This window comes from Cupriavidus pauculus (genome assembly GCF_022179805.1).
GTDB lineage: Bacteria > Pseudomonadota > Gammaproteobacteria > Burkholderiales > Burkholderiaceae > Cupriavidus > Cupriavidus pauculus_E.
In genome coordinates this window covers 53,919-67,623 of record NZ_BPUO01000025.1, presented here as the reverse complement: position 1 = coordinate 67,623, position 13,705 = coordinate 53,919, and the positions used below count along the sequence as shown (strand labels likewise).

The window sequence follows — 13,705 nt, the reverse complement described above, 5'->3', positions numbered from 1 at the left end:
CGACTGGAAGAACAAGGAAACGTACGACGCCGTGACCGGCCTGGCCAAGGAACACTCGGGCGCCTACGGCATGGGCATCGACTACGCCTACACGATGGTGCACAAGGCCGCGCAGCGCACGCAGACCACACACGAGTCCATCGCCCCGGTGCATGCGCCGGTGATCGAGTACTGATCGCCAGACGCCAACATCCCGGGAGAAAAAGATCATGAAACCCCGTCAACGCATGGCAAGCGGCGCCTTTCTGCTGGGATGCTGGCTGGCCGTCAGCATGTCGAGCGCAGCAGCAGCAGCACTGGTGGCCCAGACCCTGACGCTCTGAATGAAATAAGTACTTGCACTTTGCGAATGCTCTCTATAGAATTCGCGCCTTCGCTAGGCTCGTAGCTCAGCTGGTTAGAGCACCACCTTGACATGGTGGGGGTCGTTGGTTCGAGTCCAATCGAGCCTACCAACGCACAGGAAACGGACGGTTGCCATTTTTGGCGCCGTCCGTTTTGCATTGTTGATTCCAGATTTCACGGAGCCCCTCATGATCCAGCCGAGCCAGGTATTCAAGGACAACCTCGCCCAACTGCCCGCCATCGACGGCATCGCGCGCATCGACCTGGTCGACGGCCAGAACGCCGTGGTCGCCACCATCGAGAACGTGGCGGGCAAACAGGGCTCGCTGGCCGTGTACAACTACCTCCAGCAGGCTTTCGGCAAACTCGACGCGCAAGCGGCCGAGCACGGCCTGGCCGTTTTCGCGGAGCACACCGCCGATGCACGCAACCGCCCGGGCGCCCACCCGAACGTGGACCGCCTGCTGATCATCGCGGCCGGCGGCGAAGCGCTGGGCATCAACGTCGTCGCCCAGGCCTGACGCGGGCTCAAGCCACCGCGTTATGTGGCGGTACGAATGCCAGCACCGCCGGCGGCTCGCCACGGTACTTTTCCACATCGGCCATGGCCGTACGCCCGAAGTTGCCTTGCGCCAGCTTCGATGTGCCGATGCCGATCGTCAGGTTGTTGACGTCGCCGTAGCGGCATAGCGTCCCGGGCGTACCGGGGTGCTCGGGATCGTACCAGCCCCCTTCCGACACGCGGATCGCGCCACGGCGTATGCCATCGGTCAGCTTCACACCCACCAGCATCTGGCCGCGGTCGTTGAACACGCGCACCACATCGCCATCGGCGATGCCGCGTGCCTTGGCACGTCCGGATTCATCAGGCACGGTTCGCGGCCCTGGATCGCATAGTCCTTGCGCAGCACCGTGCCGCACAACTGCGAATGCAGCCGGCTGCGAGGATGGCCGCTCACGATGTGCAGCGGATATTTGGTGGTCGGGCCGCCCAGCCGCTCGATGGGCTCCATCCACGCCGGATGCGGCGGACAGTCGTCGTATTTCATCCGCGCAATATTGGCCGAGTAGATCTCGATGCGCCCTGATGCCGTGCCCAGCGCATTGAGAAGCGGATCGTCGCGAAATTCCTTGTGCCGGATGTAGCCCTTCGCCTCGTCGCCAATCGGAAACGCCAGCGGCTTGTTGCTGCTCCAGAACACGTCGAAGACCGGCAGTTCCAAGCGCTTGCCGCGCGCCTGCACGCGGGCCGATTCATAGAACGTGCGGATCCAGCCCATCTCGTCGCGCCCCTCGGTGAACGCATCGCACGTGCCCATGCGCCCGCAGATCTCGGCAAAGATGTCGTAGTCGTTGCGGGCCTCGAAAACCGGATCCACCACCTTGCGCATGGCCAGGATATGGCTCAGCGAATAGTCGCCGATGCCTTCGATATCGTTGCGCTCATAGCTGGTGGTGCACGGCAGGATGATGTCGGCATCGAGCCCGGGGGCTTTCAGCAAGGCTTGCAGCAGTTGTGCGATGCCGCCATAGAAGCCATCGGCGTCGTGCTGGCGGCAGTCTGCCGACCACTGCGGTATCCAGGCGATGAGGCGGCGATGCATTCGCGCCGCACCTTCCGCATCGCCGTCACGCAGCGACGCGGCGTACAGCGCCAGCTCCATCGCAATGTGATCGGGCGGCTCGTTGATGCCCGACACCTGCAGGTTGCACTGCCTCAGCAGCGCGGCCATGTCGCCGGTGGCCTGGCCAAACGGCCGGCTGCCGCTTTCATAGAGCGACACGGCAGGACGCCCGACCACGCCTTCGAAGAGTCGCGTGTAGGCCACCGACAGGTCCAGCGCCAGCGTGGCGGCCGGAATCGGTGAATCCAGCGCCGCGCGAATCGTGTGGATGGCGTCATGGCATTGCCATTCCAGCGCAATTACCTCCATGGCCGTCGTCCCTGTCGCCGAACGCATGCTGACGATATCGGCCTCATCCCGAGGCGCGAGCAGCTGCGCCGCCAGCCAGTCGAGCACGGCAGGCAAGGCCAGCCCGCTCACCGCATCCGCCGGCGCGGCGCTCATGGCCTGGCATCCTCGGGCGGATGGACATCCTTGGAATGGTTTTGCAGCCACGCCAGCAACAGCCGATACTCGGCATCGTCCAGCGACGTGAGCGCTTCATGGCCCCGAGCGTGCCGATCCACTGGTTGGCCAGGAAGTCCTGGGTGTGCGGCAGCGCGTGGCAAGTGGCGCACGTCGCGTGATACGTTTCCTTGCTGTGCTGCCAAAGCGACGCCAGGTCGCCGGACAAACCCTTCGGCGCAATCCATACGTCGAGGCTGACCTGATGCCATTGCTGGCCCGTGTGTTCGTCCTGTACGGACTTCTGCCGCTTGACCTTGCCGATGGCTTCGGGTGTCAGCACTGCCTTCAGGATGCGCTGGCCCTGCAGCGCATACAGCGCGCTTTCCGATCCATCGAGCTGCCATCCCTCCACGCGCACCTGAATCTTGCTGGCCTCCCTCGCCAATACCGTGATCTCCGCGGCGCCAAGCAGCTTGCCGTCCTCGGCGCCACCAGCCTGCGCCACCGTGAGCGGCGTTGGGGCGACCACGTAGAGAACGCCTTGCTTGTCGACCACATCGGGCGAGGCTTCCAGTGCGGCCAGTCTCGACGGGCCCGTCGCCGCATGCGCAGCAGGCAGCATGACGATCTCATCGGTACGGTTGGGCTTGGTCGTCCCCGCGTTGGGCGCCTCGACGGCAGCCACCGACTTCAGGTACTCGGCCATCGCATGCCGGTCTTGTGCCGATAGCCGCGACGTATTGGCGATGACCTCCTTCATGTCGCCGCCCGCCTTCATGCCGATGGGACTGACGCCCTCTTCCAGATAGCGTGCGATGTCACGGGCAGTCCAGAAGCCGATGCCGGTGTCATCGGGCGTGATGTTGGGGATATAGCCCGTACCCTCGGGATTTGGTCCGCCGGAAAACCGCCTTTTTAGCGGCACGGCGCCGGCCACGTTGCGCGGCGAGTGGCATTCGGCGCAGTGCCCCGCGCCCTCCACCAGATAGCGGCCGCGATGCCACGCCTCGCTCTTGTCCTCAGCCACCGGCGCCAACGGCTTGCCACCGAGAAAGGCGAGCCGCCACAGACCCACGCCGCGCCGCAGCGTGAATGGAAACTTGAGTTCGTGGTCTTGAATCTTGCCCCGCACGGGTGGCAACGATTGCAGTTAGGCAAACAGGTCGCGCAGGTCGTTTGCGGTCGGGCGCTGGTACGACGTGTACGGAAAGGCGGGATAGGCATTGCCCTTGTCAGGCAGCACGCCCTCGCGCATGGCGACGATGAACTGCTCCAGCGACCATCCACCGATGCCGTCCTGCTTGTCTGGCGAGATGTTGGGCATGTGGAACGTGCCGAACGCCGTATCGAGTGACCTGCCACCGCCGAGCAGCTTGTCATCCCCCTTGCCGGGCGATGCGTGACAGGTGGCGCAGTCACCAGCCAGGAACACTTCGCGCCCGTTGACCAGATCCGGCGCCGTGGCGGCTGGCAGATCGCGCGGAGCAGCCTCCAGGTGGACGGTGCGGTCAGGACGAAGAAGCCAACGAATCCCAGTACCACCAGGGCCGCGACAACGCGCAGGGGCTTTTTCTTGTTCATGGGGGCACTCCTTCGGATGGGTCCAGCCCGCCAACCCCGCCTGCCCCTGACAGGGGCGGCGTGGTGCCAGCCGGAGTGTCCTCCAACGGCCATCGCCGCAGGGGAAGACATTGCCGAAGGTGAATTCGCACCGGCAGATGCAGCGTATTCAGCAGAAGCGTCCCAAAAGAAAACGACCCGCACGCTTGCACGTGCGGGTCGCTTATAGCCGGCTTTTGCCTGAGGGTCAGTGCGCGGTAGCCTCGCCCGCGCCGATGCCGGTTTCAGAGCGCAGTTCCTGCGCCTCGAATCCTGCCTTGTCCAGCAGAGCGCGCTTGGACTTGTCGGTCACCGAGAAAAGCCAGATGCCGACAAAGCCGATCGTCATCGAGAACAGCGCCGGTGACGTGTACGGGAACGGCGCGCTCTTGAAGTGGAACACGTCCACCCAGACCGCCTGCGACAGCACCGTCAGCACCACGGCCGACACCAGGCCCAGGAAGCCGCCGATCATCGCGCCACGCGTGGTGCAGCCCTTCCACAGCACCGACAGGAACAGCACCGGGAAGTTGGCCGATGCCGCCACCGCGAACGCCAGCGACACCATGAACGCGATGTTCTGCTTCTCGAACACGATGCCGAGCACCACCGCGATCATGCCCAACACGATCGTCGTGATCTTGGAGACGCGCAGCTCCATGGCGCTGGTGGCCTTGCCGTGCTTGAAGACGGTCTGGTAGAGGTCGTGCGACACCGCCGATGCGCCGGCCAGCGTCAGGCCTGCCACCACCGCCAGGATCGTCGCGAACGCCACGGCCGAGATAAAGCCCAGGAACACGTTGCCGCCCACCGCGCTGGCCAGGTGCACGGCCGCCATGTTCACACCGCCCAGCAGCTTGCCGCTGCCGTCCTGGAAGCTGGCATTGGTGCCCACCAGCACGATCGCGCCAAAGCCGATGATGAAGGTCAGGATGTAGAAGTAGCCGATCCACGTGGTGGCCCAGAACACCGACTTGCGTGCCTCCTTGGCATTGGGCACCGTGAAGAAGCGCATCAGGATATGCGGCAGGCCGGCCGTGCCGAACATCAGCGCGATGCCGAACGAAATGGCCGAGATCGGGTCCTTGATGAAGTTGCCCGGACTCATGATCGAATCCTTCTTGGCATGCACTTCCACCGCCTTGGCGAACAGCGCCTCGGGGCTGAAGTGGAACTGCGCCATCACCATGAAGGCCATGAACGTCGCGCCGCCAAGCAACAGGCACGCCTTGATGATCTGCACCCACGTGGTGGCCGTCATGCCGCCGAACAGCACGTAGATCATCATCAGCGCACCCACGATGACCACCGCGACCCAGTATTCCAGCCCGAACAGCAGCTTGATCAACTGGCCGGCACCCACCATCTGCGCGATCAGGTAGAACGCCACCACCACCAGCGTGCCCGACGCCGCGAATGCGCGGATCGGCGCCTGCTTGAAGCGGTACGCGGCCACGTCGGCAAACGTGAAGCGGCCCAGGTTGCGCAGCCGCTCGGCCATCAGGAACGTGATGATCGGCCAGCCCACCAGGAAGCCGATCGAGTAGATCAGCCCGTCATAGCCGCTGGTGTACACAGCTGCCGAAATGCCCAGGAAAGACGCCGCCGACATGAAGTCGCCGGCAATGGCCAGGCCGTTCTGGAAGCCGGTAATGCCGCCGCCGGTGTAGAACGTGGCGGCGGACTTGGTCTTCTTGGCGGCCCACTTGGTAATGAACAGCGTACCGACCACGAACACCACGAACATGCCGATGGCCGTCCAGTTGGTGGCCTGCTTTACGGCCTGCCCCAGATCACCGCCGGCCGCGAAGGCGCTGGCGGACAACAGCAGCGCGGCGCTGGCCGCGGCAGCCTGGAATGCGTGACGGGTCTTCATGCGACCTCCTGCTTGATGCGGTCGGTCAGGTCGTCGTAGACGCGGTTGGCATGGCGCACATAGAGGCCGGTGATCACCACGGTGAACAGGATCACGAACAGCCCGATCGGCATGCCCCAGGTCATCACACCCTGCCCCACGCGGGTGGCCAGCAGTTCCTTGTCGAACGCAATCACCAGCACGTAGCCGTAGTACACCACCAGCATCACCGCCGTCAGCAGCCAGCCCAGCCGGCCACGGCGCCGCACCAGCTCCTGATACTGCCGGCTGGCCTTCAGTTTTTCGATCAGATCGTCTTGCATCGTTGTCTCCTGCATATCCTTGCATTCGCCACGCGGTACATGCCGCATGGCACGGTGACAAGGTACTGCCCGCCCCTTACCCGGTTCTTACACGGTGCGCGCAACGATGCCGGGGTAAACGCGTAGCCTTGCACCGCACATGGCAGGCAAACGGGGCCACCATGCCTTGCGGGAGACGACGGATTTGTATAGGCTGTCAACTACGATTCAATTAATCCGAGTTATACAACCATGTCGTTCATCAGCACTGGGGTCGAGTATGGGCTGCACTGCCTGCTGTACCTGACCCGTTCCAACGCCGCAGTCCAGGAAGCCAGCGTCCGCGATCTGGCCGAACTGCAGGGCATTCCCGTCGATTACCTGGCCAAGCTGTTCACCAAGCTGGCCAGGGCCGAACTGGTGGTAGCCACCGAGGGCATCCGGGGCGGCTTCCGCCTGGCCCGTGCCGCCGAACGGATCACCGTGCACGACGTGGTGGTGGCCATCGATGGCGAAAAGCCGCTGTTCGACTGCCGCGAGATCCGCAGCCGCTGCGCGGTGTTCGAGGATGCGCCGCCGGCCTGGGCCACGCGCGGCGTGTGCTCGATCCACGCTGTGATGCAGACGGCCGAACGCGCCATGCGCGCCGAACTCAAGAAGCAGACGCTGGCCGACCTGGCACAGCGCACCATCGACAAAGCCCCTGCCGGCTACGGCACGCAGGTGGTGCACTGGCTCACCGACCGCGCGGCCAACCGTCGCAGCGGAAAGGAAGAAGAAATAGAAGAAGCCACGCCTGCGAAAACTCGCAAGCGCGGCTGATTTTGCTGCTGCTCTCCCGCACCGGGAGAGCAGCCATCACGACAAAACCGATCAGGCCACGACGATACGCAGCGGGTCGGCCAGTTCCAGCGCCTCGGCGCGATTCGCGCTAGGCGGGTAGATCCACTCGGTGTTGATTTTGGTCTTCAGCGCCTTGGCCTCGGCTCCCGACAGCTTCACCTGACGATCCCAGCCTTCGGTATAGACCGCGCCCCACGGGCCCAGGTCCAGGCAGGTCACGTATTTCGGCTGGCTGTACGGAATCTGCGGCTGGCCCAGCAGGTCGGCTGCCACGTTGTGGCCGGCCGAGCGGCCCAGGTTCATCGCATGCTGACACGACATCATCGCGTAGTTGCCGGCGTCATCCACCGCTGCGTAGGCCACATCGCCCGTCGCATAGACCGTATCGACACCCTTCACGCGCAAGTTGCTGTCCACGTGCAGGCGGCCGAAATTGTCGCGCTCGGCCGGGATTTGCGCGGTCAGTGCGCTGGCACGCGCGCCCGCCGTCCAGACCACCGTGGCGGCGTCGATGCGCTCGCCGCTTTCCAGCGTCACGCCTTCCGCATCCACCGATGCCACGCCGGAGCCGAGCTTCCACGTCACACCGAGTTCGCTCAGTGCCTGCGTGATCACGGGACGCGGGCCGGCGCCCAGGTCGGGACCGATATCGCTGTTGCGCTCGACGACGATCACACGCACATCGGCGCCTTCGCCCAACACTTCACGCAGCCGCGCCGGCATTTCCGCCGCAGTCTCGATACCGGTGAAGCCACCGCCGGCCACGACCACGGTATTGCGCGCCACGCTGACCGGACGCTGCGCCAGCGTGTGGATATGCGCCTCCAGCTCTGCCGCATCGGCAATCTGGTCGACGTTAAAGGCATGCGTGTCCAGCCCCGGGATCTGCGGACGGAACAGGCGGCTGCCAGCGGCCAGCACCAGGCGGTCATAGCCGAGCGTGCTGCGTGACGTATCGGCGCCAACGCCCTGCACTTCCACCTGGCGCGCGTCGACGTCGATGCGTTCCACCACACCCTGGATGAAGCGGACGCCCACGGCGCGGAAGATTTCCTGCAGCGGCGCCTTCATGCCATTGGGGTTCTGCTCGTAGAGACGCGGCCGCACATGCAACTCGGGGGCCGGGGCCACCAGCGCAATCTCCACATCGGTACGGCCAACCTGGTCAAGCAGGCGGGCCGATGCCAGTGCGCTCCACATACCGGCAAAGCCGGCGCCAATCACAAGAATACGTTTCGACATCTTCAGACTCCTGGGCCACGCCCATCACGGTTTTACGGTATTCGACTGTTGATCCTGCGGCACTACCTACCCGCCGTCCGTCATGCACCAGCCGTAACTACGATTCTATGAGTCGTAGTTAAAAACATGCAAGTCGTTTTTTGCAATGACCCGCCGATGTGTCGGGGAATTGGCGTTGCGGCTTGCACATGCCGGCAGCCGCGCCTATTCTTACTACGACTTCACTAGTCGTAGTTTAAACGAAGTATCAACTCCATGGAGAGCGTCATGAAGCAGATGAACTGGGTGGGTGTCCTGAGTGTGGCGGCCGTGCTGGCCGCTGGAATTGCCGCGTGGGCTGGCGGTGGCGAGGGTGTGCGGGCGATGGAACCGGCGTCGCTGGTGGCGGGCCGCGACCTGACCGGCGTGTCGGCGCCGCCGGGGCGCGCCAGTGGCGCGGGCGACGAGGGCGATGCCAGCCAGGCGTCGGGGCCGCCGCGCAAGTCGATCCACCCGCTCGCATGAAGCGGGCGGATCCGGGGTGATGGTCAGGGCACGCGCTCAGCGCATCTTGCCGAGAATGGCCGTCATCTCGTCCGCCGAGAATGCCCGCAGTGTTTCGGTATGGACATTGCCCTGCGCGCCGACGGACAGGCCGAAGGCCGTCACGCCCGCGTCGTCCTGGGCTTCCAGGGTCATGATCACGTCATATTTGCCGAGCGTCCAGAACATGTCAGTCACCTTGACATTGAACTGCGGCGCCAGCTCGCGTACCGCCGCTGCGCGCTTGGTGGTGTCCTTCACAGTACGTATGCCCTGGTCTGTGAAGCTTGCGAGCACGATGTATCGGGTCATGGGGAACCTCCGACAGGAAGAGAATCGGGCGCCGCCCGCCGTGCGGACGGTGGCTCATGGCTTCTGAGCGCTGCCGGACAGGCGCGAGTGCGCCAGACCTGACGAGGATGGGGAGCGAAGACGCGCGTGGGCGGCGAGCTCGCCCGGGAGCTTGGGCAAGCCTCGCATCATGCAATTTGCAAGCCACGGCCGGTAACAAGCGGGTTCTGAGCCGATAACGGCGCGCGGAACCGGCCGATGACCATCGCAGACAACCGGCAGGTTGCAGATCTGAAACGCGCGCGGATCGGGGACTTCAGGGACTTTAGGATCGTACAGGCCCCGGCGCCTTGAGCCCGAGCCACATCACCCCGATGACGATGTTGACCGGCACGCTGAGTGCGCCCGGCACATAGAAAATGGCGGACAGCGCGGGCTGCCGCATCACGATCTCCACGGCGCCGCCCATCACGTAGAGCAGCAAGCCGCACCAGAGCCAACGCCGCATATAGGTCAGCAGCCAATGCGCGCGCGCCTGGTTGAAGCGCCACGCCGCCGCGCGCGCCACGAGATCGCCCCGACTGACGTCCTTGAACAGCCAGTCGAAAAAAAAATACCGATACAACAGGGTGCGGAAGGCAAGTTCTTGCATGGTTCTTCTGGGGCGCCCCATTGCCGGGCGGCGGTTGCCCGGGTGAAGCCTGCCCGCATGGTGCGTGGATCGCGCATAGACCGTTCCCACGGCGCTACCCGCACCGGGACTGCAATAACTGTAGTAGCTGGCACGGCGCGAAGTAACTTTTTCGCGCCGGCCCCGTCCGGCGTGCTGTGCAGCGTAGTCCGCTCGGGCGGGTCAGTCGCCGCCCATGCGGTAGTGCGTGGCCATGAAATCGATGAACGCACGCGCTCTGGGCGCGAGGTGCCGGGTCTGCGGATACAGCGCGTAATAGTGGCTGGTGCCGGCATGGTATTGCGGCAGCACGCGCACCAGGCCGCCGCGCGCCAAATCGGTGCGCGCGGTGCGTTCCGTGAATGCCGCGATGCCGGCGCCGGCCAGCGCGGACGCATGCAACGCGGTAATGGCGTCGGTGGTCAACATGCCCCGCATCGCGACCTGTTCAGCCTGGCCACGGACATCGGTCAGCGTCAGGGTCTGCGGCGCGCCGGAAAACGCCAGCAGTTGGTGTGCGGCAAGCTCCGCCGGGCTGGCCGGCATGCCGTGCGCGTCGATATAGGCCGGCGATGCCACCAGTACCATGTCCGATGCGGCGAGCACCCTGGCCATCAGGCTGCTGTCGGCCAATGGCGCCGCGCTGATGCGCAAGGCCACATCGAAACCGGCGCCCACCAGGTCGAAAAACTGGTCGTTGCACGACAGGTCGAGCCGGATATCGGGATACAGGGCGCGGAATGCGGGCAGCCAGTCCTGCAGTTCAAGTGTGCCGATGGCCAGCGGCACGGTCACGCGCAACGGGCCGGCAAGATGCTGGCCGTCGCCCGTCATCGCCTCGTTCATGGCATCGATGCGGGACAGGATATCGACACAGTACCCGTGGTACCGCTCGCCCGCGTCCGTCAGCGCCAGCCGCCGCGTGTTGCGATGAAGCAGCTGCACACCCATTTCGGACTCCAGTTGCTTCAACTGCCGCGATACCGTGGAGTGGGACACGCCGAGCCGCTCCGCCGCCGCCGAAAACCCGCCGGCGTCGACGATGGCGCGGAACACGCGCATGGCAAGCAACTGATCCATGAATCTCATCCATGAAAGCTCATCCAACAAGTACCGGTCCGCGAAAAGCAGAAACGCCCCAGCGGGGCGTTTCGACAATCTCAGCGTAGCGGCAGGCCCGTGATGGCGGTGGTCGTCATCACATCGCCGAAGGTATCCTCGATCTCCGCAAGCGCGGCTTCGTGCAGCGCGTCCTTGCCGATCGTGCGGCCATCGGCGCGCGTGATATCGCGCGTGGCCGAGGCGTCGGATGCTATCACAATGTGATAACCAAGCGGCACCGCGTCGCGCGCGGCACCGGCCACGCACGCGTGGGTCATCAGCCCCGCCACCACGATGGTCTTCACCCCCAGCGCCTTCAGCTGCTGGTCGAGGTCCGTACTGGCAAACACGCTGACGGTGTCCTTGCGCAGTACCACGTCGTGCGTGCGTGGAAGCATGCCCGGCTGGAACGCCACGGTGTCGCCATCGACGGCAAACACCGCCGCGCCGGCCGGTGCGACGTGCTGGATCTGGAAGACGGGCATGCGGTTGCTATCGGCAAATGCCAGCAACCGTTGTGCATTGGCCAGCGCGCGCTGGCCGTCGGGAATCGGCATCCGTCCGGAGAAATACTCCTTCTGGAAATCGACAATGATCAGCGCCGTGGTGCGCGGGTCGAGCTGATCGACAGGCTTGGCGCCGAGCATCGCGCGGATGCTGGGATGTGGATTCGCTTCCGCCGCGTGGGCGGCGCCGCTGGCCGATGCCGCAAGCGTGACGCTCATGGTGGCCAGACGGAAGTAGCGCAACAGGGACATGACAGGCTCCTCGATAAGTGAGGCGCCAGTCTAGGTTTGGCGATACCGCTGGTTCAACGCCATGCGCCGCACATCATCTGTGCGGCGCATGCACAGCCACGCTCAGGCGCCGTCGAGGAAACGGTTGCGCTGGCCCAGGCGGGAACCCAATGCATCGGGCGGCAGGCTCATGAAGGCGGGGTCGACCATGGCATTCGGGGGCGGCGGCGGAGCCATGCCCGGCGGCGGCGGCGCGTTCACGGCGCCCGGCGCGGGCGGTACGCCGCGCTGCACGGTGTCCATCGAACCCTGTGCATAGGGATTAGCGGCGGGTGCGGGTGCCGCGTATCCACCGGTCGCACCCGGCGCCACAGGGGCTGGCTGCACGGCGGCAGGCTGGGGGGCGGGCATCGGCTGGGCCTGCTGAACGGGGGCCATCTGCTGCGCGAGCAGCGGATACGACGCCACCAGGGCGCCAGCCATCAACAGGGATTTCGCCAGATGTTGCTTCATTCGTGTCCTCCTGAAAAAGCCTACAGACTTGGGAACGGTCACTGTAGCGTCGGGCCACCTGACAAAGTGTTCCGTTTTGCAACTGTCATTTACGAGGCTTGCGGCCCACATCCATGCACGGTATTTACGCGCGCGTGCGCCCTGGCACACACGACGGACCCGGGACCATGGCCCCGTTGCGCCTGGCGGGCCACGGTCTACGATGATGCTGACGACCCGGCGCCCGTGCCGGGCACGCGGAGACAGCCATGACCAGGACCGATGCAAGAGGACTCGCGGTGACCACGCCGCACGCGTGCTCGATCGAACTCTACGAGGCCGCACTGCACCTGTTGAACGGGTACTACGGCGATCCACTGGCCGCCATCGATGCCGCGCTCGACAGCGACCCCGGCTTTGCGATGGGCCACGCGCTCCGCGCCGCGCTGATGGTGACGTCCGGCGACGGCACGGCCGAGCCGCTGCTGCGCCAGAGCGTGGAAGCCGGTGAAGCGCTGCATGCGCAGTCCAACGACCGCGAGCGCCGCCATATCGCCGCCGCACGCGCGTGGCTGGACGGCCAGTTCGACCGCTCGGTGCGCATGTATGGCGACATCGTGATCGAATATCCGCGCGACCTGCTGGCGGTGCAAGTGGCCCATCTAGGCGACTTCCTGCTCGGGCAATCGTCGATGCTGCGCGACCGCCTGGCCCATGCCCTGCCCCACTGGGACGAGGGCATGGCCGGCTACGGCTACATGCTGGGCATGCAGGCGTTTGGGCTGGAGGAAACGCACATGTACGCGCGCGCCGAGGACACGGGCCGCCGCGCGGTGGCGCGCAATCCGCGCGATCCGTGGGCCGTGCACGCGGTGGCGCACGTCATGGAAATGCAGGGCCGCGTGTCAGACGGCATCGCGTGGCTGGACAGCCATCGTACCGACTGGGCCGAGGACAACATGCTCGCCGTCCACAACTGGTGGCACCTGGCGCTGTTTCATCTCGAAGCGGACCACGTGGATGATGTGCTCGCGCTCTACGATGGCCACGTGGCCCGCCCCGCGCCAGCCATCGCGCTCGATCTCGTGGATGCGTCCGCGCTGCTGTGGCGCCTGCACCTGCGCGGCACCGATATGGGCACGCGCTGGCAGCCAGTGGCCGACGACTGGCTCGGTCGCGGCGCGGCCGGCTACTACGCGTTCAACGACGTGCACGCGATCATGGCCTGCCTGGGCGCAGACCGCCCAGCCGCCGCGCAGGCCATGCGCGACGCGCTGCACCGTGCGGCACAGGGCAGCAACACCAACGCCATGATGTCCCGCGACGTCGGCCTGCCGGTGGCCGATGCGCTGATCGCGTTCGCGCAAGGCGACTACGCCACCGTGATCGATTTGCTGCTACCGGTGCGCCTGATCGCCCATCGCTTCGGCGGTAGCCACGCGCAACGCGACGTCATCGGCCTGACGCTGATCGAGGCCGCCTTGCGCGCGGGCCGCGCAAGCCTGGCCCAGGCGCTGACGAACGAGCGGGCCAGCCTGAAACCTGCCGAGACCAAGATGAACGCGGGCCTGCAGACGCTGGTGCGGCGTGCCCAGGCATGCCGCACCACGCACTAACCCGCCGTTCAAGGCATG

At 65.4% G+C, this 13,705-nt stretch carries 14 protein-coding genes, 1 tRNA gene and 3 pseudogenes; 6 read left to right on the top strand and 12 right to left on the bottom strand.

Translation table 11 applies throughout. The features are described 5' to 3' along the window. The 3 genes and pseudogenes from MFF62_RS29665 to MFF62_RS29655 form a co-directional block, all read left to right on the top strand. Positions 1 to 175 (top strand): annotated as a pseudogene (locus tag MFF62_RS29665) (hydrolase); the annotation flags it as partial. A gap of 203 nt (positions 176 to 378) precedes the next feature. Then, positions 379 to 455, top strand: a tRNA-Val gene (locus tag MFF62_RS29660). A 78-nt stretch (positions 456 to 533) separates the two neighbouring features. After that, positions 534 to 866: a DUF2322 family protein gene (locus MFF62_RS29655; protein ID WP_238267500.1), complete on the top strand. Its 333-nt coding sequence runs from the start codon at positions 534 to 536 to the stop codon at positions 864 to 866. A 7-nt stretch (positions 867 to 873) separates the two neighbouring features. Here the strand turns inward: MFF62_RS29655 and MFF62_RS30855 are convergent. The 6 genes and pseudogenes from MFF62_RS30855 to MFF62_RS29625 form a co-directional block, all read right to left on the bottom strand. Continuing rightward, positions 874 to 1,823: pseudogene (locus MFF62_RS30855) on the bottom strand (molybdopterin dinucleotide binding domain-containing protein); the annotation flags it as partial. Between the two features lie 108 nt (positions 1,824 to 1,931). Further along, positions 1,932 to 2,279, bottom strand: a pseudogene (locus MFF62_RS30850) (molecular chaperone TorD family protein); the annotation flags it as partial. 43 nt (positions 2,280 to 2,322) lie between these two features. Beyond that, complete coding sequence (locus tag MFF62_RS29640) at positions 2,323 to 3,549, bottom strand: cytochrome C (protein ID WP_238267494.1); 1,227 nt, start codon at positions 3,547 to 3,549, stop codon at positions 2,323 to 2,325. A gap of 18 nt (positions 3,550 to 3,567) precedes the next feature. Continuing rightward, complete coding sequence (locus tag MFF62_RS29635) at positions 3,568 to 3,849, bottom strand: c-type cytochrome (protein ID WP_238267492.1); 282 nt, start codon at positions 3,847 to 3,849, stop codon at positions 3,568 to 3,570. Between the two features lie 375 nt (positions 3,850 to 4,224). Further along, positions 4,225 to 5,892, bottom strand: coding sequence for a cation acetate symporter (locus MFF62_RS29630; protein ID WP_238267490.1), 1,668 nt, complete (start codon positions 5,890 to 5,892; stop codon positions 4,225 to 4,227). Then, complete coding sequence (locus MFF62_RS29625; RefSeq protein WP_238267489.1) at positions 5,889 to 6,194, bottom strand: DUF485 domain-containing protein; 306 nt, start codon at positions 6,192 to 6,194, stop codon at positions 5,889 to 5,891. Before MFF62_RS29625 ends, MFF62_RS29630 begins: the two co-directional genes overlap by 4 nt. Before the next feature lie 231 nt (positions 6,195 to 6,425). Here MFF62_RS29625 and MFF62_RS29620 point away from each other — a divergent pair, with 231 nt between their 5' ends. Next, the gene (locus MFF62_RS29620; protein ID WP_238267487.1) at positions 6,426 to 6,995 is read left to right on the top strand and encodes an RrF2 family transcriptional regulator; all 570 of its coding nucleotides are present in this window, start codon (positions 6,426 to 6,428) and stop codon (positions 6,993 to 6,995) included. A 51-nt stretch (positions 6,996 to 7,046) separates the two neighbouring features. Here MFF62_RS29620 and MFF62_RS29615 read toward each other — a convergent pair whose 3' ends face one another. Beyond that, a complete protein-coding gene (locus tag MFF62_RS29615; RefSeq protein WP_238267485.1) occupies positions 7,047 to 8,258 on the bottom strand; it encodes an NAD(P)/FAD-dependent oxidoreductase in 1,212 nt (403 codons plus the stop codon). Between the two features lie 267 nt (positions 8,259 to 8,525). Between MFF62_RS29615 and MFF62_RS29610 the strand changes: the two genes are divergently transcribed. Continuing rightward, positions 8,526 to 8,762, top strand: coding sequence for a hypothetical protein (locus MFF62_RS29610; protein ID WP_238267483.1), 237 nt, complete (start codon positions 8,526 to 8,528; stop codon positions 8,760 to 8,762). A 36-nt stretch (positions 8,763 to 8,798) separates the two neighbouring features. Here MFF62_RS29610 and MFF62_RS29605 read toward each other — a convergent pair whose 3' ends face one another. The 5 genes from MFF62_RS29605 to MFF62_RS29585 form a co-directional block, all read right to left on the bottom strand. Further along, the gene (locus MFF62_RS29605; protein ID WP_238267481.1) at positions 8,799 to 9,092 is read right to left on the bottom strand and encodes a GYD domain-containing protein; all 294 of its coding nucleotides are present in this window, start codon (positions 9,090 to 9,092) and stop codon (positions 8,799 to 8,801) included. A 304-nt stretch (positions 9,093 to 9,396) separates the two neighbouring features. Continuing rightward, positions 9,397 to 9,723, bottom strand: coding sequence for a hypothetical protein (locus tag MFF62_RS29600; protein WP_238267479.1), 327 nt, complete (start codon positions 9,721 to 9,723; stop codon positions 9,397 to 9,399). A 201-nt stretch (positions 9,724 to 9,924) separates the two neighbouring features. Next, entirely contained in the window at positions 9,925 to 10,821 is an 897-nt protein-coding gene (locus tag MFF62_RS29595) for a LysR family transcriptional regulator (protein WP_238267477.1), read from the bottom strand. A gap of 80 nt (positions 10,822 to 10,901) precedes the next feature. Then, the gene (locus tag MFF62_RS29590; protein ID WP_404990856.1) at positions 10,902 to 11,600 is read right to left on the bottom strand and encodes a cysteine hydrolase family protein; all 699 of its coding nucleotides are present in this window, start codon (positions 11,598 to 11,600) and stop codon (positions 10,902 to 10,904) included. A 102-nt stretch (positions 11,601 to 11,702) separates the two neighbouring features. Then, the gene (locus MFF62_RS29585) at positions 11,703 to 12,092 is read right to left on the bottom strand and encodes a hypothetical protein (protein WP_238267475.1); all 390 of its coding nucleotides are present in this window, start codon (positions 12,090 to 12,092) and stop codon (positions 11,703 to 11,705) included. 248 nt (positions 12,093 to 12,340) lie between these two features. Between MFF62_RS29585 and MFF62_RS29580 the strand changes: the two genes are divergently transcribed. Continuing rightward, positions 12,341 to 13,687 carry a tetratricopeptide repeat protein gene (locus MFF62_RS29580; RefSeq protein WP_238267471.1) on the top strand — a complete coding sequence of 449 codons (1,347 nt, stop codon included), beginning with the start codon at positions 12,341 to 12,343 and terminating at the stop codon, positions 13,685 to 13,687. The last annotated feature ends 18 nt before the right edge of the window (positions 13,688 to 13,705 follow it).

Coding starts and splice junctions, on each gene's coding strand:
- MFF62_RS29655 (WP_238267500.1), top strand. CDS start 534: ATGATCCAGCCGAGCCAGGTATTCAAGGACAACCTCGCCCAACTGCCC.
- MFF62_RS29630 (WP_238267490.1), bottom strand. CDS start 5,892: ATGAAGACCCGTCACGCATTCCAGGCTGCCGCGGCCAGCGCCGCGCTG.
- MFF62_RS29625 (WP_238267489.1), bottom strand. CDS start 6,194: ATGCAAGACGATCTGATCGAAAAACTGAAGGCCAGCCGGCAGTATCAG.
- MFF62_RS29620 (WP_238267487.1), top strand. CDS start 6,426: ATGTCGTTCATCAGCACTGGGGTCGAGTATGGGCTGCACTGCCTGCTG.
- MFF62_RS29615 (WP_238267485.1), bottom strand. CDS start 8,258: ATGTCGAAACGTATTCTTGTGATTGGCGCCGGCTTTGCCGGTATGTGG.
- MFF62_RS29610 (WP_238267483.1), top strand. CDS start 8,526: ATGAAGCAGATGAACTGGGTGGGTGTCCTGAGTGTGGCGGCCGTGCTG.
- MFF62_RS29605 (WP_238267481.1), bottom strand. CDS start 9,092: ATGACCCGATACATCGTGCTCGCAAGCTTCACAGACCAGGGCATACGT.
- MFF62_RS29600 (WP_238267479.1), bottom strand. CDS start 9,723: ATGCAAGAACTTGCCTTCCGCACCCTGTTGTATCGGTATTTTTTTTTC.
- MFF62_RS29595 (WP_238267477.1), bottom strand. CDS start 10,821: ATGGATCAGTTGCTTGCCATGCGCGTGTTCCGCGCCATCGTCGACGCC.
- MFF62_RS29590 (WP_404990856.1), bottom strand. CDS start 11,600: ATGTCCCTGTTGCGCTACTTCCGTCTGGCCACCATGAGCGTCACGCTT.
- MFF62_RS29585 (WP_238267475.1), bottom strand. CDS start 12,092: ATGAAGCAACATCTGGCGAAATCCCTGTTGATGGCTGGCGCCCTGGTG.
- MFF62_RS29580 (WP_238267471.1), top strand. CDS start 12,341: ATGACCAGGACCGATGCAAGAGGACTCGCGGTGACCACGCCGCACGCG.